Source organism: Argonema galeatum A003/A1, from assembly GCF_023333595.1.
Taxonomy (GTDB): Bacteria; Cyanobacteriota; Cyanobacteriia; order Cyanobacteriales; family Aerosakkonemataceae; genus Argonema; species Argonema galeatum.
This window is the reverse complement of sequence record NZ_JAIQZM010000023.1, coordinates 26,958-50,508: the sequence shown is the minus strand read 5'-3', so window position 1 is coordinate 50,508 and position 23,551 is coordinate 26,958. Positions and strand designations below refer to the sequence as shown.

At 42.1% G+C, this 23,551-nt stretch carries 24 protein-coding genes; 12 read left to right on the top strand and 12 right to left on the bottom strand.

The window, feature by feature from the left end:
* Positions 1-45 precede the first annotated feature (45 nt).
* Positions 46-2,193 carry a CBS domain-containing protein gene (locus tag LAY41_RS21605; protein WP_249102813.1) on the top strand — a complete coding sequence of 716 codons (2,148 nt, stop codon included), beginning with the start codon at positions 46-48 and terminating at the stop codon, positions 2,191-2,193.
* A 172-nt stretch (positions 2,194-2,365) separates the two neighbouring features.
* The gene (locus tag LAY41_RS21600; RefSeq protein WP_249102807.1) at positions 2,366-2,797 is read left to right on the top strand and encodes an FHA domain-containing protein; all 432 of its coding nucleotides are present in this window, start codon (positions 2,366-2,368) and stop codon (positions 2,795-2,797) included.
* Positions 2,798-2,857: 60 nt separating this feature from the next.
* On the opposite strand, the gene LAY41_RS21595 is transcribed toward LAY41_RS21600, so the two are convergent.
* Positions 2,858-3,544 (bottom strand): TIGR02117 family protein, encoded by a 687-nt coding sequence (locus tag LAY41_RS21595; RefSeq protein ID WP_249102806.1) that lies wholly within the window; start codon positions 3,542-3,544, stop codon positions 2,858-2,860.
* Positions 3,545-3,819: 275 nt separating this feature from the next.
* Between LAY41_RS21595 and LAY41_RS21590 the strand changes: the two genes are divergently transcribed.
* Entirely contained in the window at positions 3,820-4,683 is an 864-nt protein-coding gene (locus LAY41_RS21590) for a PRC-barrel domain-containing protein (RefSeq protein WP_249102805.1), read from the top strand.
* A gap of 266 nt (positions 4,684-4,949) precedes the next feature.
* On the top strand, positions 4,950-5,564 hold the full coding sequence (locus LAY41_RS21585; RefSeq protein ID WP_249102803.1) for a Uma2 family endonuclease: 615 nt from the start codon (positions 4,950-4,952) through the stop codon (positions 5,562-5,564).
* A 108-nt stretch (positions 5,565-5,672) separates the two neighbouring features.
* On the opposite strand, the gene LAY41_RS21580 is transcribed toward LAY41_RS21585, so the two are convergent.
* The 3 genes from LAY41_RS21580 to LAY41_RS21570 all read right to left on the bottom strand — a co-directional run bounded on the left by LAY41_RS21580 (position 5,673) and on the right by LAY41_RS21570 (position 8,621).
* Complete coding sequence (locus tag LAY41_RS21580; protein ID WP_249102802.1) at positions 5,673-6,275, bottom strand: 2OG-Fe(II) oxygenase; 603 nt, start codon at positions 6,273-6,275, stop codon at positions 5,673-5,675.
* A gap of 241 nt (positions 6,276-6,516) precedes the next feature.
* Positions 6,517-7,374 (bottom strand): KPN_02809 family neutral zinc metallopeptidase, encoded by an 858-nt coding sequence (gene ypfJ, locus LAY41_RS21575; protein WP_249102800.1) that lies wholly within the window; start codon positions 7,372-7,374, stop codon positions 6,517-6,519.
* Between the two features lie 392 nt (positions 7,375-7,766).
* On the bottom strand, positions 7,767-8,621 hold the full coding sequence (locus LAY41_RS21570; protein WP_338023040.1) for a TetR/AcrR family transcriptional regulator: 855 nt from the start codon (positions 8,619-8,621) through the stop codon (positions 7,767-7,769).
* Between the two features lie 127 nt (positions 8,622-8,748).
* Here LAY41_RS21570 and LAY41_RS21565 point away from each other — a divergent pair, with 127 nt between their 5' ends.
* The 3 genes from LAY41_RS21565 to LAY41_RS21555 all read left to right on the top strand — a co-directional run bounded on the left by LAY41_RS21565 (position 8,749) and on the right by LAY41_RS21555 (position 12,165).
* The gene (locus LAY41_RS21565) at positions 8,749-10,173 is read left to right on the top strand and encodes an efflux RND transporter periplasmic adaptor subunit (protein ID WP_249102797.1); all 1,425 of its coding nucleotides are present in this window, start codon (positions 8,749-8,751) and stop codon (positions 10,171-10,173) included.
* Positions 10,170-11,345, top strand: a complete 1,176-nt coding sequence (gene devC, locus LAY41_RS21560; RefSeq protein WP_249102796.1) for an ABC transporter permease DevC — start codon at positions 10,170-10,172, stop codon at positions 11,343-11,345. The genes LAY41_RS21565 and devC overlap by 4 nt, the downstream gene beginning before the upstream one ends.
* Positions 11,346-11,442: 97 nt before the next feature.
* Positions 11,443-12,165 carry a DevA family ABC transporter ATP-binding protein gene (locus LAY41_RS21555; RefSeq protein WP_249102794.1) on the top strand — a complete coding sequence of 241 codons (723 nt, stop codon included), beginning with the start codon at positions 11,443-11,445 and terminating at the stop codon, positions 12,163-12,165.
* Between the two features lie 281 nt (positions 12,166-12,446).
* Here LAY41_RS21555 and LAY41_RS21550 read toward each other — a convergent pair whose 3' ends face one another.
* Positions 12,447-13,814 carry a helix-turn-helix domain-containing protein gene (locus LAY41_RS21550; protein WP_249102793.1) on the bottom strand — a complete coding sequence of 456 codons (1,368 nt, stop codon included), beginning with the start codon at positions 13,812-13,814 and terminating at the stop codon, positions 12,447-12,449.
* Between the two features lie 200 nt (positions 13,815-14,014).
* Here LAY41_RS21550 and LAY41_RS21545 point away from each other — a divergent pair, with 200 nt between their 5' ends.
* Both LAY41_RS21545 and LAY41_RS21540 read left to right on the top strand, forming a co-directional pair.
* Positions 14,015-14,191, top strand: coding sequence for a hypothetical protein (locus LAY41_RS21545; protein WP_249102790.1), 177 nt, complete (start codon positions 14,015-14,017; stop codon positions 14,189-14,191).
* Between the two features lie 306 nt (positions 14,192-14,497).
* Positions 14,498-15,892, top strand: coding sequence for a hypothetical protein (locus LAY41_RS21540; RefSeq protein ID WP_249102789.1), 1,395 nt, complete (start codon positions 14,498-14,500; stop codon positions 15,890-15,892).
* A 138-nt stretch (positions 15,893-16,030) separates the two neighbouring features.
* Here the strand turns inward: LAY41_RS21540 and LAY41_RS21535 are convergent, their stop codons facing one another.
* From LAY41_RS21535 to LAY41_RS21520, 4 genes are all read right to left on the bottom strand, one after another.
* Positions 16,031-16,555 (bottom strand): hypothetical protein, encoded by a 525-nt coding sequence (locus LAY41_RS21535; protein WP_249102788.1) that lies wholly within the window; start codon positions 16,553-16,555, stop codon positions 16,031-16,033.
* Positions 16,556-16,587: 32 nt separating this feature from the next.
* A complete protein-coding gene (locus tag LAY41_RS21530) occupies positions 16,588-17,013 on the bottom strand; it encodes a hypothetical protein (protein ID WP_249102786.1) in 426 nt (141 codons plus the stop codon).
* 278 nt (positions 17,014-17,291) lie between these two features.
* Positions 17,292-17,675, bottom strand: a complete 384-nt coding sequence (locus LAY41_RS21525; RefSeq protein WP_249102785.1) for a type II toxin-antitoxin system VapC family toxin — start codon at positions 17,673-17,675, stop codon at positions 17,292-17,294.
* Positions 17,672-17,908, bottom strand: a complete 237-nt coding sequence (locus LAY41_RS21520) for a type II toxin-antitoxin system Phd/YefM family antitoxin (protein WP_249102782.1) — start codon at positions 17,906-17,908, stop codon at positions 17,672-17,674. The genes LAY41_RS21525 and LAY41_RS21520 overlap by 4 nt, the downstream gene beginning before the upstream one ends.
* Positions 17,909-18,305: 397 nt before the next feature.
* Between LAY41_RS21520 and LAY41_RS21515 the strand changes: the two genes are divergently transcribed.
* Complete coding sequence (locus tag LAY41_RS21515; protein WP_249102780.1) at positions 18,306-18,446, top strand: PIN domain-containing protein; 141 nt, start codon at positions 18,306-18,308, stop codon at positions 18,444-18,446.
* A gap of 120 nt (positions 18,447-18,566) precedes the next feature.
* On the opposite strand, the gene LAY41_RS21510 is transcribed toward LAY41_RS21515, so the two are convergent.
* Positions 18,567-18,815, bottom strand: coding sequence for a type II toxin-antitoxin system RelN family antitoxin (locus LAY41_RS21510; RefSeq protein ID WP_249102778.1), 249 nt, complete (start codon positions 18,813-18,815; stop codon positions 18,567-18,569).
* A gap of 471 nt (positions 18,816-19,286) precedes the next feature.
* Here LAY41_RS21510 and LAY41_RS21505 point away from each other — a divergent pair, with 471 nt between their 5' ends.
* A complete protein-coding gene (locus tag LAY41_RS21505; protein WP_249102777.1) occupies positions 19,287-19,703 on the top strand; it encodes a hypothetical protein in 417 nt (138 codons plus the stop codon).
* Between the two features lie 387 nt (positions 19,704-20,090).
* Here the strand turns inward: LAY41_RS21505 and LAY41_RS21500 are convergent, their stop codons facing one another.
* Positions 20,091-21,485 (bottom strand): S-layer homology domain-containing protein, encoded by a 1,395-nt coding sequence (locus LAY41_RS21500; protein ID WP_249102775.1) that lies wholly within the window; start codon positions 21,483-21,485, stop codon positions 20,091-20,093.
* Positions 21,486-21,578: 93 nt separating this feature from the next.
* On the opposite strand from LAY41_RS21500, the gene LAY41_RS21495 reads away from it, so the two are divergent.
* Entirely contained in the window at positions 21,579-22,466 is an 888-nt protein-coding gene (locus tag LAY41_RS21495; RefSeq protein ID WP_249102774.1) for an RpnC/YadD family protein, read from the top strand.
* On the opposite strand, the gene LAY41_RS21490 is transcribed toward LAY41_RS21495, so the two are convergent.
* A complete protein-coding gene (locus LAY41_RS21490; RefSeq protein WP_249102773.1) occupies positions 22,456-23,451 on the bottom strand; it encodes a metal ABC transporter solute-binding protein, Zn/Mn family in 996 nt (331 codons plus the stop codon). The two genes, LAY41_RS21495 and LAY41_RS21490, sit on opposite strands and share 11 nt — an antisense overlap.
* Positions 23,452-23,551 lie beyond the last annotated feature (100 nt).

Sequence of the window (23,551 nt, the reverse complement as noted above, 5' to 3'; positions counted from 1 at the left end):
TGCATTAATGCTGTGATGTAGAAATCATCACACAATTTAATCGCTATGCACCTAAACGGCCTACCTCTCTATTCGCTAGCCCTCAAAAATGCAATCAACCCTCACACCCTGACTGTCGCTCCCGATACTCCTCTAATAGAGGTTCTGCATCTAATGGCGCAGGTGAGAAGCAGTTGTCCAGTGCGGGGTGAAAATCCGTTGCTGGAAGTCGAGGAAACTAGCGAATCTTTCCAAGAGAGGTTAAAACGAGCCAGCTGTGTTTTGGCGATCGAAGGGTCAGAGTTAGTCGGCATATTTACAGAACGGGATATCGTTAGGCTGACTGCTGGCGGAATGGACTTCAAAACTCTGAAGGTGGCCGATGTAATGAGCCATCCAGTGATTACCCTCACCCAATCCGATTCTTACGATATATTCAATGCGCTATCAATCTTTCGTCAGCATCGCATTCGCCACCTGCCAATTTTAGACCCGGAAGGTCAGATCGTAGGGATGCTGACGCCGGGAAGCATTCGCGCATCGATGCAACCCGCCAATCTCCTGACTCGATTGTGGTCTGTAGCAGACGTGATGTCAGCTCAAGTCATTCATGCGCCCATGACTGCATCTGTGCTGAATTTAGCGCAGTTGATGGCAGAGTATCGGGTTAGCTGTGTGGTAATCGCCAGGATGGAGGAACAAGATCTGAGGACTGAGGAAAAAGCACTTCAGGACTCGATATTGAGCTTGAGCGATTCAGGCAAAAGTCTCAGACGAGAGCATTTCCTCAAACCAGTGGGGATTGTCACTGAGGGAGATGTGGTGAAGTTTCAGGCGCTAGAGCTGAACTTATCGCAGTTGCAGGCGCAAGAGGTAATGAGTACGCCGTTATTTTGTCTGGGGCCTGATGAATCGCTTTGGGTCGCCCACCAGGAGATGCAACGGCGGCACGTGCGGCGCTTGGTAGTGGTGGGTCATCAGGGGGAATTGCTGGGTGTTGTGTCCCAAACCAGCCTGCTGCAAGTGCTAGATCCAACCGAAATGTACGGCGTTATTGAGGCGTTACAGCAAGCGGTAGACGATCGCACAATTGAATTAAGAAACGCTAACCAGCAATTGCAGAAGCAGATTGCTTATCGTGTGAAGGCGGAGGAGGAACTGCAAAAAGCTCACGACGACTTAAAAAGACAGGTTGACAAACGGACTGCCGAACTACAAGCAGCTAATCTGCTTCTAAAAGAGGACATCGCCAAGCGTCAGCAGGTAGAAGAAGCATTGCGGCAATCGGAAGCGCAATTAAGAGAACAAGCAAACCAGCTGGAACTTGCGCTGCACGAATTACAACGCACTCAAAGCCAACTGATTCAGACTGAAAAGATGTCCAGTCTGGGACAGCTGGTTGCTGGTGTGGCTCACGAAATCAATAATCCGGTCAGCTTCATCCACGGTAATCTACCTTATGCCACTCAATATGTCCGAGATTTGCTGCACTTGGTTCACCTCTACCAGCAACACTATACCCTGCCGATTCCGGCAATTCAAGCGCAGGCTGACGCGATCGATCTTAATTTTTTGCTGGAAGATTTGCCTAAGTTGTTGGCTTCGATGCAGTTGGGGGTAGAACGCATCCGCCAGATTGTTCTGTCCCTACGGAACTTCTCGCGGCTGGATCAGGCTGAGATGAAGCCGGTTGACCTTCATGAGGGAATTGATAGCACTCTGCTGATCTTGCAGAATCGACTCAAGCCAAGGTCAGGACATCCGGGTATTTTGGTTATTAAGGAGTACGGCGACCTACCACCTGTGAACTGTTATGCTGGGCAGCTAAACCAGGTGTTTATGAATATATTAAGTAATGCTGTTGACGCTTTGGATGAGAGCGAAAGTCTTAAGGGCTTACAAAATATTCCGCAGTCAGGGAGCGAAGTCGAACACCGTGTCGGTACGATCCGAATTCGCACTGAAGTGCTAAACGGCGATTGGGTGACGATCCGGTTTGCGGACAACGGGCCGGGAATGACGGAGACAGTACTTAAGAAGTTGTTCGATCCTTTTTATACAACTAAGCCTCCAGGTAAAGGCACTGGTTTAGGCTTGTCTATTAGCTATCAGATTGTGGTTGAAAAACACGGGGGTCACTTGAAGTGTTTTTCAGCACCGGGACAGGGAACTGAATTTGCGATCGAAATTCCCACCCTGCTGGTGAATAAATAAGCTTGTCGCCAATAATTAATGGGAATTTGCTAATTTCTGACCCTCACGCCTGATTCTGTTAGCGATCGCAGAACCAGAGGAATTGCCGGTGGTTTTTTAAATTGATATGCTGGAGGTGAGCGACTAGCGATCGTAACAGTTATACACATAAATATTTTCAGATCTAATACCTGTGATTACCCTAACTCTGCTGCATCCTAGCCAGTCCACTCCGGTTCAAAGTTGGACTTTTGGCCCTGAATCAGTGATTCGGATTGGTCGGTCAAAAGATAATGACATCATAATTTTCAGTTCTGTGGTCTCCCGCAATCATGTTGAGCTATGGAACAATGGTACTGAGTGGGAAATAATTAATTTTGGGGCTAATGGAACTTATGTGGATAATGAAGCGATCGCTCAGCGTCAGGTTGTAGATGGGATGATCTTTCGTTTGGGAAGTTCTGGGCCGAAAATTCAAATTTTGCTGGACAAAGGAGACCCAGATGCAGTAATAAAGAAGGAACAGGAAAAGCGCCAACCAGATGCAAATACAGAACAAGCATTTAAAGAGTCAGAGACTTACCTAACCAGTCGCAGAGGAAAAAGCATAGATGAAGAGTCGTAAACCGATACTCAGGGTCTATCTATCCTTGAAATAGAGCTAATGGCTAATTGCTGCGATCGCTTATTGGCTGCATTCACAACTGTTTTTTAAATGGAGCATAATACCAGAGGAAAGTCCAGGCCAGAGGGGAGTATTTACATTAGCTTTTCGCAAACCTTCGGCTGTCCAAGAATTACAATTTCTCAATATGGAATAACTTCCTTTTGCTTCATAAAAGCTACTGTGAGATGAGTGACCCTGACTAATTCGGATTTTTCTACCCCGATCATCCAGTTGGAATGAATCGTTAATAAATTTCATTAAATTAAGATAATCAGTCTGACTGACGCCGACACATCTTCTTTCAATATGATTGGGAATAACTTGATACCATTGTACGTCCATGACAGAAGGTGTAGGGAGAAATAAGGCATTGAAGGTAGTCATAAGATTTAGATCTGCCAAGGTAGGAGTAGTCAGATAAAAGGCTCTATCTCCCCAACCAAAACTTAAATAGTTATAGTTAGTTTCTGAGTTATTTTTAATGTCATCTATCTTTAGATATATTTTCCAATCAAAGATATCATTCTTAACGGGAACCACAATATTTGTGTGGATTCCCGTGTCAGAGACGCAGATAGTCAAGTGGCAGTTTGACTGGGAAGAATTACACCATTTTGTGGGAGTGAAGTAACCGATGGTAAGGACAGTCAAAATTGATAAAGTGGAAAACACTAAATAGCGACAGATTTTTTTGAGATAGCGCATTTTAGGGTATTATAGCAACCGATGAGTCAGTTAGGACGTTCTTAATCCCTGAAACCCTTGATTCTAAACCCTTCTTCCCCTAGCCCCTAGTCCCTAGCTATATTTTGGTTGGCGGCTGTGGCAGGTGGTGGCGTTTATCGTGGGTAGGCGTAGCTGGCGCTAGGTATAGCCATTCGAGAAGGGTAGGTTAGAATAGCAGATATAGTTTACCTATAATCCTAATTCCAAGAACATTGCAACTATTATTGAAAGTAACTAGGAGTTAAATTATGAGTATGCAACAATCCGTTATCAGGCAGAGTGACTTACTCAATCAGTTGGTGCTGGATCGCCGCACGGCGGAAGAACTGGGCCGGGTTGATTATTTGTGGCTAAATCCTAAAGCTCACCGAGTAGAAGGGTTTACCTGTAAGTCGGGATTTTTGGGTGGCAAAAAACGATCGTTTATTTGGGATCGAATTGAATCAATTGGTGCTGATGGCATCATGGTGAACTTCAATGCCGAGGAATTTGCCGACCCAGAAAAATCTGAGCAAGTATTTTCTCTGATCGGTCATGAAGTTTGGACGAAAGCTGGTGATAAGGCTGGTAAGGTGGTGGACTATTTATTAGTTCCCCAAACTGGTGCTGTGATAAATTACTTATTTTCTTCTAGCGGTTGGCGTGGGGTATTGGATGGGATCTATCTACTTGCGCTTACAGATATTTCCAGTATCGGTAGCAAACGGTTGCTTGTGCCAGATTCAGTTGTTCAAAATCCTCAATATTATGCGGAGGGATTAAATCAAAAGGTTAGTCAAGCAGCAGAATTTATCCAGGAAGATTATCACAAAACTCAGACTGAATTGGAGGGGATGAGGCGCGGGGCTCAAAATGTGGCCGGGCAATGGCAAGACAAAGCTAAACTGATGGCCGGACAAGCTAAAGAAAAGGCTCAAGATGTAGCTGGACAAGCCAAAGAAAGGGCTCAAGATGTGGCTGGACAAGTTAAAGAAAGGGCTCAAGATGTGGCTGGACAAGTTAAAGAAAAAATTGCCGATCTTAAAGCAAGTCAGCCCCTAGAACATGAGCCAAATGCTGCTCTACCTCCTGCTCCAGATATTATTGAAATAAAGGCTGAAGTAATCAGGGAAGATTAAGAGGAAAAGTCAAAGGATTTTAGTTGATTGATTGGGGAGGGAGGGATGCGATCGCATTCCTCCCTTTTGGCTAAAACTAACATCTTGCAGATGACTAAATAAGCTTTGATGGGCGGGCGGGACGCCCACCCCACAAGATTAAGATTGCTTGAGGAACAGATAAGATGCCTGTTTCTAACAATAGTGCAAGATGTGAGTTAAAATAGATAAAAAAAATGGCAACGTATCCCTTCTCATTTCAAATATTTTTGTAGGAGAATTATGTTATGACAGCAACCATACAAGCATCGTCAAAGCGCTACTACTCTCCAGAAGAATATTTAGAACTGGAGTCAGCAGCGGAATACAAAAACGAATACCGCGACGGAGAAATAGTACCTATGACGGGTGGAACTACCAATCACAATCAGATAGCGCTCAATGTAAGTGTTGCCTTAAGCATCGCTTTTAAACAGCAGGACTATCGAGTCTTCATAGGTGATGTGCGCCTGTGGATAACCAGAAAGCGATTTTACACTTATCCAGATGTAATGGTAATTTATGGAAAACCAGAGTATTTTAATGAGCGGAAGGATACCATTACCAACCCTCAAGTAATTATGGAAGTTTTATCGAAATCTACTAAAGCTTACGATCGAGGCGATAAGTTTAAGGCTTACAAAACTATTCCAACTTTTCAAGAGTACATTCTGATCGACCAAACCAAAATTCAGATTGAGCAGTATTCTAAAACAGCCAATAAGCGATGGTTGTATCGCGAGTACGATGACGAAGATACGGCGCTAGTTTTTAATTCTTTAGAGCTAGAAGTTTCCCTGTTAGATGTCTACGAAAAGGTTAATTTTGAGGAAACTGAAAGCGAAGAGAATGGAGAAGCGTGACTACGCAAAAGTCAAAAGTCACTCAGTCAAAAGTCAAAAGTTAAAAATCCTTTGAGTGTCAGGCATTTTACTTCGTCTGAACTGAGGGGTTATTTCTGCCGCGCTGCACTACCGACCTTTTGCTTTCACTGCCCTAGATTCGACTGTGAATGTGGGAATATCTTGCAGTTCAGTTTCGGTCAGGCTGTATTGTTCGCAGACCAAACTCAGACGAGTAGCAGCAGTTTTAACGGCATTGACGGAATGGGTGAGGTCGCCCTGAAAATACAGGAGTGTGTTAACTTGTGGCTTAATCTGCCCGACTTGCTGTTTGTGGCGGCGCAGCACCAGTTCTCCGCCTTCTAGATTGGGGGGGACTTGCACGTAAAGAACGCTGACCACCAGGGGAGGCTCAACTGTTTTGCAGTAAGACCGCAGGGAGCGATCGATATGCGGATCGACGCGGGAGCCTTCCACCAGCAGCAGGGGGTTGAGGTAGAAAGCGTTGCAGGTGGGCTGTAGGGCTTGGTCTAGATAAGGTTTGAAGAAGGGAAAACGTCGTTCTACTTCCCCAATTTCCGAACGTTGAAACACCACGGAAAACCCTTTGGTGCCAATGAAGTCGCGGTTGAGGTTGTTGACGGCAAGATAAGAGCAGGCGAGAATTTCTCCTCGCAGGTCGTTGAGATAATCTAGAGGGAAGGCGTTGGGATGTCGATGATAGTATTTCAAGGCGCTTACTCCTTTCTGGCTGAAAGAATATCTATAAAAGCCGCAGAGGGGCTCCAGGGGCAGAGGGGCAGAGGGGAAAAAGAATGATAGATAATCTTCTGGCCCGAAGGGAGTAAAGAGTTTAGGAGGTTTTAAGGAGCGATCGCCTTTCGCTCATAACTACCATCATTCAATGCTCTGTTTACTTGAGGCAAGTGCATCAAGCAACATCTTCTAAAACAAAGCGCTTCGCGATCGAATTCTAAGGATTCGCTACGGCAAAAGTATTACATTTGGCGGGATTGCCCGTCTGAATACCCTGCTTGAACCAACGCACTCGCTGAGCCGAACTACCGTGGGTAAAAGTCTCTGGAACAACATACCCCTTCGCTTGACTTTGCAGGCGATCGTCCCCAATACTGCTGGCAGCATTCAACGCTTCCTCAATATCGCCTTCTTCAAGAATCTGCCGCGATCGATTAGCATGGTTTGCCCAGATCCCAGCGAAACAGTCCGCTTGTAACTCCTGTCGAACTGAAAGCTGATTCGCCTCTATGCGAGTGGCTTGACGCTGCAATGTCTGAACTTGTCGGGTAATGCCCATTAGATTCTGGACGTGGTGACCAACTTCGTGAGCAATTACATAAGCTTGGGCAAAGTCTCCCGGTGCGTTGAACTTATACTTCAAATCCCTATAAAAGCTTAAGTCAATGTAGAGCTTTCGATCGCCTGGGCAATAGAACGGCCCTACTGCCGATCGCGCATAGCCACAGGCAGACTCTACTGTGTCCGAATAGAGAACTAACGTAGGTTCCGAATAAGTCTTGCCCATTTGCTGAAACAGGCTATTCCAGGTATCCTCCGTATCTGCTAGGACAACCGAAACGAAATCAGCCATGCGATCGTTCGCAGCAGTTGGTTGTGTTTGTGGAGACTGGGAGTAAGGACGATCGCTCCTATCTCTTCCTTGCTGCAACACCACGCTGGGATCGCCCCCTAAGAAGGCAACTATCAGCGCCAGAACGATTGTCCCTATACCACCCCCCACTACAGGGCCAGAAAGCCCTGTTCCGCGCCTGTCCTCAACATTGGTACTTCTACGACCGAATTCCCAGCGCATAACTTCAAATCTCCAAACTACTCAAGCTGACAGAAGTGACCAAGGTGCTATTTCACCTAACCCAGACTTTCCACAATCCACTTAAAATATTAGCGATCGCCTTCATCTAAATCATCTGCCAGAGGGACGGCTCTAATTAATAGACAGTCCTACTTAGGGAAGGCTATTATATCGCTGTGAGCGTTTTAATACAGCGCTTACCGCTGTTAAGAGGTACAGTATGCGAAGGGGAAGGGCGAAGCATGACCGTATTTCATCTTTGCTGATTACCAATAAATCATCTGCCGGAATGCGGAGCCCCTACTTAAAATGTACTTCATTACAGCGGGAACCGCTGTATGTACTTGTAAATAGCGAAGTTTCTAGAGAGAATTTACCATGTATATCGAAATTTAATCGAGTTCTATTTCGTTATTGCGAGCGAAGATTTCGATCGCTTCACTGCGAGTCAGCCGATCTTTATGAGCTAGAGCCGCCAGTTGCTCCCAAGCTGTATCTGTCAGGCGAATTGACCTCAAGCGTTTTGGTTCGCTTTGATAGTCCTGTTCAAACTTACCAGAGGCGGAACGCTTGCGACGCGAGGATTTCTGCCTGGTACCGGAATAGGGATCGGCTGGTTTTTCCTGGCGATCGAGAGTAAACAAGTAAATCAAAGTGTCAATCAGGCGATCGCTTTCCATAGGCATAATCTCCTTCGCGTGGAGCATATCCTGAATAATGACAAAATGCACTAATGTACCGAGAAACACCCGCGCTGCTGCTTCTGGATCGGGCAGTCCCAGTTCCTCATGAGACTTCAGGTATTTAAGGAGATGCTGAAAAACCTTTTTATCTACGTTACGAACAAAAATTTGAGCTAGTACCGGAAAACGACCTGATTCGCCAATAATCAGTCTTACTAAGTCTCGCAGTTCGTGTTTGTTCTTTACAGTTTTGATAATATTTGTCGCTAAGCGTCGCAGAACCTCAGCGGGTTCTCCTTCCCAAGATTTTGGGTCTTCGGGATTAAACGCTGCTTGAAATTCATTTTGCGTCAATTGCTCAATCAGGGCGGCGAACAAGCTTTCCTTATCTTGGAAGTAGCTATACACGGTAGTTTTGGATACACCAGCCGCTGCTGTTACCTTGTCCATCGTGGTCGCAGCATAGCCATGCTCTAAAAACTCTTGCATCGCACCTTTGAGGATGGCTTCGACTTTATCTGCTGACTGGGGACGTCCTGAGCGATCGCCATCTGCCTTTTTCATCTTTACTTGTTTTCGCTTGCTACTCTGCATTCTCAAGGATACCTCTTGACAATCTAAACTGTACGGTTTAGTTTTAAATTAATGAACTAAATCGTTTAGTTTACCTACATCACCCAGAAGGAAGCTTATGGTAAGCGATGCAACAGTTAAGGATTCCCTACTCCTCAAACCGATCCCCCGCCAGTTTGTAATACTTGGAATAGCAGGAAGTATTGGCATTATGGGGATAACAGCAGCGCGAGTCTTCAACTTAGAGTTACCGCAACCCGATACCGCCAAAGAAAGCCAAGTATCTGAGGCGATCGTACCCCAGGTAAAGACAGTGACGGCATTAGGCAGACTCGAACCGGCGGGAGAAGTGATCAAACTTTCCGCACCAGCGCAAAGTCAAGGGAGTCGGGTAGAAAAACTGCTGGTAAAAGAGGGAGATAGTATAAAAGCAGGACAAGTTATTGCGATTTTGGATAATCGCGATCGCCTGCAAGCAGCATCCGAGAAAGCCAAAGAAGCAGTGGAAGTCGCCCAAGCTAATCTGGCGAAAGTGCAAGCAGGCGCAAAGCTTGGGGAGATAGAAGCGCAAAAAGCCGAAATTGCGCGGACACAAGCACAGTTGCTAGGTGACGAAAGGGCGCAACGAGAAACCCTGGCAAGGTTAGAGGCGCAGTGGCAAGGTGAAAAAGCAGTACAGCAGGCGACATTGGCGAGGTTAGAAGCGCAGTCCGAAGGCGATAAAAGGGCGCAACAGGCAACCATCAAGAGACTGGAAGCGGAACTGAATAATGCCCGATCGGAATATCGCCGTTACGAACAATTGTATAAAGAGGGTGCGATCGCGCAATCATTATTTGAAAGCAAACGTTTAAATGTAGACACCTTTACCCAGCAATTAAGCGAAGCCAAAGCAATACTGACGAGAACCGACGCCACAGGGGCAAAGCAAATCGGCGAAGCTAAAGCCAACCTGGAACGAATTACCGTCACCGGAAGCAAGCAAATTAACGAAGCCAAAGCAGTTCTGGCCCGCATTCAATCCACTGGTAGCCAACAAATTAATTCCGCACAAGCCACACTCAACAAAATTGCCGAAGTGCGTCCGGTAGATGTAGCAGCAGCAAAAGCCGAACTAAGGCAAGCAGTTGCAGCCGAGAAAGAAGCTTTGACAAATTTAGAGCAAGCTTACGTCAAATCGCCTCAAGACGGCGTAATTTTCAAAATACATACTCGTTCTGGTGAAACCGTATCCAATGATGGCATCGTCGAAATTGGACAAGTTAGCCAAATGATGGCAGTTGCAGAGGTTTACCAAAGCGATGTCAGCAAAATCCAATTGGGGCAAAAAGTGCGGATATCTAGCAGTTCTCTGCCAAGCGAGATACATGGAAAAGTCGATCGCATCGGCTGGCAAATAGAACGCCAAAACGTGATCAACAGCGACCCCAGCGAAAATATTGACTCCAGAGTCGTGGAAGTCCACATTCGCCTAGATGAAGAATCAAGCCAGACAACTGCCAAATTCACCAACTTACAAGTCAAAACGACGATCGAACTATGATTGGATTTATTCAAGAACTGCGGCGACGTACACCCCTAGGATGGTTGCAACTCAGTCGCCATAGAAGCCGTCTTTTAGTAGCTTTGTCGGGTATTGCCTTTGCCGATGTGCTGATGTTCATGCAGCTGGGGTTTCAGAACGCCCTGTACGACAGCAACACCCGCCTCAACCGCGCCATACTTGCAGACATAGTTCTCATGAGTCCGCAAGCGCGTAACACCCAAAGTTTATCTACCTTTTCCCGGCGACGACTGTATCAAGCTTCCGATATACAAGGAGTGAAGTCTGCCGAAGCCATGTATATCAACACCGTCAGTTGGAAGAATCCCCAGACACGCAAAAAGACGATCGTGCAAGTCATTGCTTTTAACACCGAACAGCCAGCTTTAGACATCCCAGAAGTTAACGCCCAACTCAATAAGATTCAGTTACCGGATACCTTCCTATTTGATAAAGGCGCAAGAGGCGATTATCAACAGGTGTTTGACAAAATCGAGGCAGGTGGAGAAGTTACCACCGAAATAGATAAAAGAACAATCTCCATCAGCGGCTTATTTCAATTAGGGGCTTCCTTTGGTGCTGATGGCACCATAATTTCCAGCGATGAGAATTTTTTACGACTATTTCCCAAACGACAAGCTGGAAGTGTCAATCTGGGCTTAATTTATACTGAACCCGGCGCAGATTCATCTCAAGTAGCGACTGCATTAAAAGCCTACCTCCCCGATGACGTAAAAGTGCTAACCCGTGAGGAATTCATCAAATTTGAAGAAGACTATTGGAAAAGTGGAAGTCCCATCGGTTTTATTTTCGGTTTGGGAGTAACAATGGGGTTTATTGTTGGTGTGATTATCGTTTATCAAGTTCTTTCCACCGATGTAAATGCCCACATCAAAGAATACGCCACCTTCAAAGCAATGGGCTATCACAATTCATATCTGCTAGGAGTAATTTTTGAAGAAGCAATCATTTTAGCAGTCCTCGGTTTCATACCCGGTTTCGTAGTACCTTTGGGACTTTATAACTTAGCTAGAAATGCGACCAACTTACCAATTTACATGACTTTAGCGCGGGCGGTCATGGTTTTGTCATTAACCGCAATCATGTGTGTAATTTCAGGTGCGATCGCCACAGGCAAATTACAATCTGCCGATCCAGCCGATATGTTCTAAAGCCACAATTTAAAAACTCCATCTTATCTGCGTTTATCTGCGTGCATCTCTCTTCATCTGCGGTAAAAAATAAACCTATTCTGTAACTATAATTACCATGTCTTCTGTAATTTGTGTCCAAAATCTCAACCATTACTTTGGTAAAAGTCAAGTCCGCAAGCAAGCATTATTTGATATCAACTTGGATATAAATACTGGTGAAATCATCATTATGACTGGCCCTTCTGGTTCCGGCAAAACTACATTGCTAACTTTAGTGGGTGGGTTGCGTTCTGCCCAAGAAGGAAGTTTGCAAGTGTTAGGAAAAGAACTTTGCGGTGCAAATGAAAAACAATTAACAGAAGCGCGACGCCACAACGGTTATATCTTTCAAGCGCATAACCTGCACGGAAGTTTAACTGTACTGCAAAACGTGCGAATGGGTTTGGAAGTACAGCCGAGAATCCCACCAGCAGAAATGATCGATCGCTCAAAAAAAATGCTAGAAGCAGTCGGATTGGGAAATCGCATCAATTACTATCCAGATGACCTTTCAGGAGGACAAAAACAACGAGTAGCGATCGCGCGTGCTTTGGTAGGTCAACCTAAAATTGTACTTGCAGACGAACCTACCGCCGCCCTCGATAAAAAATCGGGACGGGATGTGGTAGAGTTGATGCAGAAATTAGCAAAAGAACAAGGTTGCACAATTTTGCTGGTAACACACGACAACCGCATTTTGGATATAGCCGATCGCATTATCTATATGGAAGATGGGCATCTGATCAGCGATGACAGCGTAAATGCCTTAGCAATAGCCGGATCAGGGGCTAGGGGCTAGAGAAGAGAGATCGGAAAAAATAGCCAAAAGATTGATTAACCCACATTCCGCACTTCAAAATATATAAGAATAGTATAGTGGCAGGGCGAAGCATTGCGGGATTAATTTTAACAGGACTTACGCAACGCCTCTATAAATTGTGTGTTTTTGTAGGGGTAATTCATGAATTACCCCTACAGGTAGTGTCTGTGCGTAAGTTCTGTTTAATTCAAAATCGAAACTTTAATTCCGCAATGCTTCGCCCCTACATAATCTTTTGGCGGTAACGGAGTAAACAACTATCAATCTTGGCAACAAGTTCTAACATATTCCGTAAAAACAGGAGATAAATTAAAGGAAATTTTCTCGCCTTCTATTGTTTTGAGTAAATAGCGTTTGCTCAAAGATTGTAAACCATTAATCAAGTCCGTTGACGACAAGGATAAAGCTTGTCTTAAATCTTCTCTTGACACAGGTTGATTAAACTTACTTAATTCTACAACAATCTGTTGTTCTATCAGGGATAATCTATCGAATAATTCATTGAGACGAAATTTAATATCTTCTGTCAACAGTAAACAATCTTCCTTTAAAAATTCAGATACTTTACCCATAAAAATATTTCTAATTAAGCTGGCAATATCCTTTAAATAAACAGGATTACCTTCATATAAATTAATTAAGGTTGGCCAACTTTCCTCATCTTTTAATTTCAGGTTTTTCAGAATTTCGGTATTATCTACACCTTCTAATTCCAAGCACTTAACAGGATATAATTCCTCATCTAAACAGAGCATTTCTTGGCATTGTTCTTGACCGATCAAAATTAAACTACTTTGATGCTCAATCTCTGTCATTTTTGTGAAAAAGGTTTTGTAGTCTTTATATTCAGTTTTGTACTGTCCCGCAAATTGTCCGCTGGTAAATAGTTCTTGCACATCATCAAGGATGATTAAACATTTTTGCTGGCGTAAAAGGTTGAATAATTGAGTTAATTTATTGTCAGTTTGAACAGGTTCGTGATTAATAAGTGTAAAAATTTCAGTAATAATGGTATCTAAAGAATTGGATAGTTTGATACTTTTCCAGATGATTACATCAAATTGTGGTAGATTTAGGTCAACAAACTGTTTAACTAGGGTGGTTTTACCAATTCCACTAAGCCCTAAAACCGAGATGAGGCGAGGGTTTTGAGTGGTTAACCAGTGGGATAGGGTTTGGAGTTCGAGAGTGCGATCGTAGAAATGGGTGATTTTGGGGGCTAGGGTTAAATCGTGATAAGGTGATTTAGATTGACTTTTAGTTATATTTTCTTGATTATCCTGGTTTGTATTATATAAAATTTGTGGACTAAAATGAAAATTATGATTACTACCGTTTACATGACAAATTTTTTGGTTTTGAGATGATTGGATATGTAACCTTTTGAAAGTAGAGCGAAAATTACGCTTATTAATATCTTCATCTAATTGTTCTGAAAAAACTTGCCAAAGTTTATAACCTATATCTCTAACATGACTTTCGCTTCGATTACATTGCTCTGCAATTTTATCATAAGTTTCTCCCTGCCAAACACCTTTAATCACAGTTTCCTGAATGTCATCTAAGTGTTTTCCTGTCTGGGCAAAAACTAACTCATCAGCAAATTGTAAAACTTCCTTAACATTCATAAAAGCTATATGAGATAAGCATTTGAGCTATTATAGCTGAATTTGGGCAGGTACTATCCGGCATTTTCCGATAAATCAGTTAAAATTTCGTTACAAAACTCTGGATCTAATCAGGCATTTTCCTATGGTGGTACATCTATATTTTGTTTTATAAAGTTGATTAAGACAACATACTAGAATTGTTCAAAAAGGAGACAAAAATGCCTAAAACTATAGATACACCAAACTTTGTCAAGCTTGAAATAGAAAAACTTCAAGTTAGCTCACCAAACATTGACAAAGTTATGGAAAAGTTTATTTGCACAGAGATTCTAGCTAAAGACCAAAAAAATACCGATACAGGTACATCAGGAGACGATAGAAAAGTTGATGATTAAAATAACGGGACTTAGACATTTTTCAGCCCCTTTGGGGCTGAAAAGCTCTCTGGGCAAGGGAAAGAGGTCGATCGCCTAAAAATGCCTGAAACCATTGGTGTCCCTGGACTTATGATTATTCGATGTCAAAGTCTTTAAGAGTCAGGGTTTGAAGCCATTTTATGGTCACATTTTGTCTAAGTCCCGATAACTAAAATGTAGATATATAGATATAATATCTACGTTGTTTTTTTACTATTAGCATTCCCGTTAAGATATTTCTTTACGGGAATGTGGTTATAAAAAGTGTAACATTTTCAAAGATTTATGTTTGTACCTCTCAACTTATCTCCAAAAGAAATAGAGCATCTTCGTTTAAATTCAACGATTTCCGAAAATGAATATTGTATTGAAACAGTTAATCCTTTTGGGAATTTTCCTGAAATTACTTATGTCTCTCCTCATGTAAGTATTTTGCCAGAAACTCTGACTAATTTTGAGAAAAAACTACAAGATAATGAAACTTATATCGAACAAATACAATACTTTTATCTTGGTTATGATGAATCGCAAAAAAAACAAATTTTAGAAGAAATAATACAGATAATTAAAAAGCGTGGATATAAAATCATCCTTTCTATCTTGAGTTTTATTCAACAATTACTAGAATTAGAAATTGACGATTATGAATGGAGATTTATTGAAAAAATTATCGAAATTTGTATATATATTAAGTCGCCCGAAATAACATTTTATATAGAAAAAATACTCACAAAAGTTTTAGATTATAGAAATATTGTTTTTTATATCTCGGATAGTCAAGATGCTCATTTTACCATGCACCTTGATCCTATGGATAGAAATTTTATGTTTATAGCAGTAGATTTAATTGTTTATCTATACTCATCTCCACAGGGCTACCCAATACCTACTGAAAATGTTTTTTTGCTATTTGATAGTTCAACTTATATCTGGTATAGAAAGCCGTCTATTTTGCCTCGTATAAACACACCACTAGAAAAACTCACTAGACAAGACATACTAGAATTTGTTGATTCATTAAGATTTAAATATGCTGATAAGCTCTTTCCTCAATATAATATGAATGATCAAAAAATGGTTTATTTTGAAATAATGACTAAGGTACTTAATGAAGTAAAAGTATGTGATAGCTACTTTGAGAATTCTACATATTTGTGGGAAAAAGGAGAATTCATCAAACCTTTAGCGATGCAGGCAAGTCGCAGATCAGATTGGTCAATTGAGCAAGCTTTCTCTCCTTTTCTATATGACAATGAGTGTTCTTTATGGATCTCAACAATGCCTCCTGTTATCAGACAGAAGAATATTTATAAAGAGTATGAGATCCGGGGAACATACTTTATAAACTATATATCTTGTGTTAAGATTGATACTCAAAAACTAACTGGTAAGAAAGCTGGTATTGATTGGCGTTACTCTAATGGACTGCAAGAGAATATGTATGAAATAGATTTACCTAATTATGTTGTTAGTGAGTTAATCAATTGTTTTAATGTATTGCAACTTCAGTTTTGTACTTTTGACATTATTTTTGATGGTAAAGACTACTATTTACTAGATATTAATTACAATGGACAATGGATTTTTTCAGATGAAAAATGTGACATGAAAATTACTCGTAAAATATTAAACTTTTTGGGAACAAGGAGTAATCTGAAAGTGCGATCGCCTATCTCATAGTTTCGATCAAACCAAAAAAGTGATCGATCAGATAATTAACTTAACAATCTGACGCACCCTACCGACTATGGTTGAAGATAGCGCTTTTTGGTAGAGGTTGGATGAGAGGCGATTCAATGGGGCCGATCGCCTTCTTAATCACACCACTATTACTGATTTTACCTTCTCAGGAAAAGCGGGATAAATAAACTTTTCCCTATCCTCTAAAGTCACATAATCCCGATCGATCGCCAATTGCATTACTTCCACCAAAAACTTTTTTAACTCTCCTAAAACTTGGTTTTTATCCAATTCATAATCATCATAATTATGCTCATAACCAAACTTCCTTAATTGACAACTAACCACCTCACCTATCGGCGTTAAAATTATTGTAATATGATAACTTTCGGCAAAATCTATACGGATGCTTTTACCCTGTTCTAATTCCCCAATTTGTTCGGGAAAGCGATCTTCTAGTAACATACAAATATCGGGGTCAAAAAACACGGCAAACTTGATATCTCCAATTTCGACAACAACCTGGCGATCGCAATCATAACAAAAACGACGTAATCCTAATTCAAACTCAGATAATTCTCCCAAAGGATCGTCAGGAGGTAACGCATAATTTTCTAAATTGCGATCGCCAATCTTAAAACTAAAATTAGTTGTTCTTTTCATCTTAACTTACCTCGTTTTCAATTAATTTTTATTTACCTTTTAACAATTGGATAAGCATATTTAATTGTTCCATCAGCATTTCTCCCTATTTGCACACAATAAACATTTTCCGTAATTATACCATCAGGATGATAAACTCTACCAATCGGACGCTTAAACTTAATAATATACTGCCCATAATACTTAGGAATTAACTTTTCTGCTATGACCCAATCTTGCTCATTTAACCATTGTCCTTGATCCTGATTCTTACTCGCCGATCTTCCCTGTAAATTACTAGATTTGAGCTTAGAACCATGATGACGGATAATATGATCGTAAACCTTAGTTGATTTTGGATTATCCCATTGAGGCTCTTTACCACTCCCTCGCCAAATACATCCACTCCCGACCTCAACCGTTGAATCAATAATATCTGCTTCAACAATCTCGATAGTTTCTAAATCATCTGATGACAATAAAATATCCTGTTTCGTATAATTGATATTGCAATTATAACATAAACTTGTGTGAGTGACAATCACACTACTGTTACCGATTTTACACTTTCAGGAAAAGCTGACGCAATAAACATCAGACAAAAAAAGTTATCGATGAGATAATTAACTTGACTATCTGACGCACCCTACAGACTATGGTTGAGTATAGCGCTTTTTGATAGAGGTTGGATGAGGTGCGATTCGATGGGACCGATCGCTTTGCTTCACGCAAGTGCTTTCCTAACGGCAGATGAGGCTTACCATTCAATATCTATAGTATAATTAGAAAACACTGGATCTCGACTAACTAAAATAGCATTTTCAGCTTTCGCTTGTGCAATTAATAACCGATCAAAAGGATCTTTATGATATAAGGGTAATTGCTCCAACTCTAGAATATGATTAACTTGAACCCCGATAAACTCTATCCGATTTTTTTGCTGATTGTTAATAATCTTTGCTAAAGGCTGATTTAAGGTCAATTTCCCCAACTGGGTTTTAATTTGTATTTCCCAGAGAGTCACAACACTTACCAAACGAGTATTTTCTTGATTTAACAATAAATCGAGCGCTTTTTTTGACAGCTTGGATGGATCGCTATCCCACCAAATAAAAGTATGAGTATCTAATAAAAATTTCATTGCGCCCAAAATTCATCAGGTAAAGGTTCATCAAAATCATCACTCATCACCATTGCACCTAAATTTAATCCAGCTTTAGGTGCAATCTTTTCCTGAATATAATTTATGGGAATCACTTTAGCAAAAGGCATATCCCCATTAGTCAAAACGATTTCTGTATTATCTTCTACTAAGGCTAGGAAATCTATTAAACTGATGGAATTTTGCTGAATATCAAATGTTTTTGTCAGCATTTTTACCCCTCAAAGTTTTGTAACTCTATCATATTCTACTTTTGTCTATGGTAAGTCCCAATTATAACATAAAGCTGCTTTTGGAGCGATCGCTTTTTGGACATGGTGCGTTTTTCGGCTGCGTTAGCATAGTGCGATCGCCTATTTCGTAGGGTGCGTCAGACAAAAAAGTTATTGATGAGATAATTAACTTAACAATCTGACGCACCCTACAGGCTATGGTTGAGGATAGCACTTTTTGGTAGAGGTTGGATGAGGTGCGATTCAATGGGACCGATCGCTTCCCCGTGAATACAACATTTTATATGCTATCATTTGGTTTTTCTCCGGGTATAAAAAACTTAGTGATACTGCCCAAAATTTAATTGAAGATATAGACAATATAAAATATATTAGTGTGGCGAGTGCTTGGGAGATGGCAATTAAGCAAAGTAAAGGAAAACTTACTTTATCTCTCCCTTTAGATGATTATATTCAAGAAAAAATCAAGCTGGAAGATTTTCAATTACTAAATATAGTGCGATCGCTTATCTCATAGTTTTCATCAAACCAAAAAAGTTATTGATGAGATAATTAACTTGACTATCTGACGCACCCTACAGACTATGGTTGAGTTTCAAATTCATTAGCAAATCTGACTGAAATTTCATTGAAATTATTAGTCATCTATTCTATTCCATAATTCAGAAATAGGTCGCGTTTCTCCTGCTTTTACTTGTTGTAAAGCACGTTGTAAACTCGCTTTAATTTCTTCAACAGGGGTATCATCAGGATCGCATTCAGACTCATCTTCATTAGTCAGTAAAACAATTACTTTCACACGACTAGGTGCAGGAACATTGAGATTGCTATCTAAAATTAATTGACCTTTTTCATCAATTGTTCCCATCATTTCAAATGCTTGCATAATTGATTCTCCTCAAACATTCTGTGTAACTGCTCCAACTCTAGAATATGATTAACTTGAACACCAATAAACTCTATACCATTTTTTTGCTGATTGTTAATAATCTTTGCTAAAGGCTTGTAAATCTATTATATTCTACTTTTGTCTATGGTTGTCCACAATTATAACAGAAAATTCTGTCGGTGACAATCGCACTACTATTACCGATTTTACACTCTCAGGAAAAGCTGACGCAATAATGGACTCATATCAAATACCTAAATGTTACAGATTGTAGAGTAGGGGCGGGTTTTGACTTTAATCTTATCGATAGGAATCAAGCTCTTTGGCTAAACCCGCCCCTACCCATTTGCACTAATTGATAGAATTTTGGATTTTGGATTTTGGATTGGTAAATTTCACCTGCCCCTCTTCCCTAGCCCCTCTTCCAGATGGCAAAATAGAAAAAGTATTTACTCCAACTGTTGTCTGATGGAAGCCCATAGTTCATCTCTAGAATTCACACTCCAACAACTGCGCGAAGTACGGGCTGTTTTGCTTCGTCTGCACAAAGCACTACTCGAATCTGAGCGCGTTGTTTATGAGCAGTTTTACGGAAGAATTCAATCAAAAGGTGAGTTTTTCCGATTAGTCGTCGATCATGAATGGTTTAGCTGGCTGCGCCCTATATCTCAATTTATCGTCCAAATCGATGAAACGCTCAGTTCTAAAGAACCTGTAACCTTGAATCAAGCCAATGAGCTTCTCGAAGAAGCGCGAAAGTTGCTTTCGCTTGGGGAAGAGGGAACGGCTGTACCGAATCGATACTATAGGGCTATCCAACGCGATCCTGATGTTGCTTTGCTTCATGGAGAAGTATCGAAACTACTACAACAGGAAGGGAGGTGACAAGTCATTCGATTTGGGATTGAATTTTTCAATCTGAAATCTAAAGTGGTTGCATCGTTAGTACATGAGTGATATCGTCAAATTTTCTGTTGTCATTGTGGGTTAAATTTTTACCGCAGATGAAGACAGATGAACGCAGATGAACGCAGATAAGAAGGCGAATTTTTTAGCTAAGGATGCTACCGGAGATGATATAAGATGTAGGTTTGGTTTAGCTTCGCTCAACCAAACCTACAACTGCTCAAATTTCAGATTGCACATTTTAAATTTAAAAATTCAATCTGAAATCTCAAATTATAGCAACCGCCAAGGCAGTTAGGGCGTTCTAAATCCCTGAAACCCTTAATTCTAAACCCTTCTTCCCCTAGCCCCTAGTCCCTAGCTATATTATTGTTGAGGTTTTGCTTGCAGAACTTCCTTAGCGGATATGCCTTCATTCTGAGTGCCAAAATACCACAGGGTTGCTGCCGCCTCAGCGCGAGTTACAGATTTCTTCGGCTGGAATAGGGTAGTGTAACCAAAAACCCGGCGAATATTAGAAGTATCTCCATTCTGGAAATCTGTCAAAACCGATCGCAACGCCTTCGGGTCAATCTTGGCCACATCTTGGAAACCCCAAGTTTGTTTCACGGAGTCAATAGTGGCAGTTGACACCAGACGGGTATCCAAAGGCAGTTTCCAAACTAGCATCTGTTCCCGCGTTAGAGCTGCACCAGGGCGAAATAACACCGCTGTGCTGTCGCCAGAAAGCGGACTGGGAATCAAACCTGCTTCAGCTAATCCTTGAATAGCTGGAAAATCGGGGTCAGTTCGAGGTACATCCTGAAAAGTCGGTTGAGATGAATCTGTTGCCAAACGAATTTGTTTGGCGGGATTGTTGGCATATATCTGATTATTGGTAGCAATCAGCCAACGGGCAAACTCGCGGTGGCTGATGGGTTTGTTGGGTTCAAACTGCCTGCTGGTGGCAGATGGATTTGGTTTGGAACTACCTGGATTGAGCGCCAGTACTCCTAATTGCGCTAAGTCGGCAATGTGGGAACGCAATTCGGTTGGGGCTTTGTTGATGTCGGAAAAAACAAGTGAATTAGATGTGTTGGTGGGGTTGTTTGCTTGAGGAGTTGCGGTTGGCTGGGCGGTAGGGGTTGGTGTAGGGGTAGGGGCAAGGGGGGTAGCGTTGGCGGTGGGTTGCGCGGCTGTGTCGCTGCGATCGCGCAGGTACTCGATTGTAAATTCGGTTGCGGCTTTTGAATTTTGTTCGGCAGCTGCTTGAGTGGGTGAAGGCGTCGCGGTAGAGTCGGTATTTGTCCCATTACTCTGAATGGGTTGGATGGAAACGGTGACTTTCAAGTCATTTCGGCGAGCCTCAAAGGTGCCGCCTACTTCATCTGTAGTAGGCTGGCTGAGCAATTGCCAATTACTATCTTGAAACTGCTTTTGGTAAAAGTTCTGAACCAGGTTGACGGGATCGGCGCTAGTCCAGCGAGTTGTGGAGTTGCCGTCAGATTGTGCTGTTGGTGGCGTGACTTGCTGTAGTTCAGCTAGGGGATATTGGGGAATTTCTGATGGGAAGTCAGATGGGAGTTGAGCCAGGGTTTGATTCTGAGCTTTTGGATCTGTAGCTGATTGCTCAAATGCGATCGCGTTATCTTTTAGTTTGGGGTCTGCCGCCAAAGACTGCTCTAGGTTTTTGCCAGCTGGACTGTCGGCGCAGCCAGTCAAGGAGGCCAGCAGCAAAGTAACTAAACTCAGTAATATAGCAGGTCGTCTGGAAGGAAACACAGTTTAGCCAGAGAAATCGTCTCCACCCTACCCTAGCGCAATTTAGTCATTAGTCGTGGGAGTGAGAAACTGGATTTTCTTTATAATATTGAAATGACCAGGTTTATCCACGACCAATTCGCCAAAGATTATTTAGAAGAATTGCTAGCACCTTTTGGGGAAGTGAAAGCGCCGCGTCGCGTTTCTGCGGAAGTCCGGGAAATCGATGTTTGGTTTGCGCCCACAACCAACACCGATATTTTAGGATTACTCGGTCGGTTAGCGGCAACGCCTTCTATTTTTGAACCATTCCGCAATGCAGTTTCTCCCACCGATATCAGAGGTTGCTTATCAAAACTTTTAACTCTCACCGGAGAGTTGCAGCGAGAAGCTAATCGTCAAAAAGAGCGGATAGCTGAGGAAAGTTTACCGCGTCTGTGGATTCTTTCCCCAACCGCGTCTGAATCCATCGTCAACGGATTTGGCGCTAGAATCGATCTAGAAAACTGGGGACAAGGAATTTATTTCTTGCCGTCATATTTGCGAAGTGCAATTGTAGTCATTCATCAGTTACCGAAAACGGAAGCTACCCTTTGGCTGAGAGTTTTAGGCAAAGGGCGAGTGCAGGAAGAAGCAATTGATGAGTTACAGCAACTTCCGCTAAATCATCCCTTACGTTCAAATGTTTTCAAATTGCTGACCAATTTTCAGGCTAATCTGCAAACAACAGAAAGTTTAGACCAAGAGGAGAGGAGTTTAATTATGAAGTTGTCACCTCTATATATTCAATGGGAACAAGAAGCTCTCAAGAGGGGAGAAGAACAAGGTGTTCAACAAGGAATGCGCCTGATGGTTGAGAGTATGTTGGAAGTTAAGTTTGGAGAAATTGATGAGGAATTAGCTCAAATTGTGGAGTCTTTAAGCCAATTGCCAGCTAAGGAGGTAACGCAGTTGATTATGCAGTGTAACCGCGAGCAGTTATTCGCGCGGTTTAGGGAGTAAAATTAACGGGGGTGCATTTGCCTCCCAAACCATCTACGATCGCGCAGGTATTAGCAGTTAACATTCCTATATAGGTACTAGCAGGAGTTCCCGCTTCGCTCAGACCGTCAGCCATCAGTTTTCGATCGGAAACTTTTACTTTCGCCTCTCTAGCTACTGTGTTAATTACCCGATCGTTGGCGGTTAATTCAGCGAAAATCGTGGGAACTCTGGCTTCTTTAACTTCTTTAACCAATTCTTTTACTCGTGCTGCTGTTGGCTGTTCTTCAGAGGAAAAGCCTTGCAGCGTACCTTCAACTGTCAGACCGTAAGCTTTGGCATAGTAACCCAAAGCATCGTGAGTTGTCACTAATTTGCGTTGCTGGGCGGGAATTGTGTTAATTTGAACTTTAATCCAGCTATCCACCTGTTTTAGTTCGTCTGTCAGCTTTTGGGCGTTACGGGTATAAAGATTTGCATTGGCTGGGGTAATATTAATCAATTGGTCGCGAATTGTATCTACCATTTGGATGCCATTCTGGGCATCGTGCCAGACGTGGGGGTCGGGTGTTTTCTCTGCCTCAGTTTGCTTTTCTTTACTATCGTGATGATGTTCTTCACCTATGAGTGGGTTAGGCACTGCTTTCTCATCGACAGCAATCTTAGGCGCTGAGTTGTTCGTTGCTTTAATCAAGTTGATGATGGTGGGTTCAAAGTCGTAGCCGCCATAGAGAACGAGTTGCGCCGTTTCAATGGCTTTGCGGTCTTCCGGTGTCGCTTGATAGGTGTGGGGGTCTTCATCGGCATCAATCAAACAGTTCAAGTCAACTGTGTCCTGGGCAATTTTTTCGGTCAAGTCGCACAGAACACTGTAAGATGCAACTACTTTCGGCTTTGCGATCGCTGTTGTTTGTGTGGTAGCCTTGGTGCTGGGACTGCATCCGGCTAGATTTGCTGCGATCGCTACTACCGCCACACCCCAAAACCACCGATTTTGCTCTTGCATCGTCTGCTCCTTAAGGTTATTTGCCGTTACTTCTTACAAACTTACCATTTTTATGAGAATGATACTCATTATTATAGAATTAAGTTAGTCGCACAAAGTG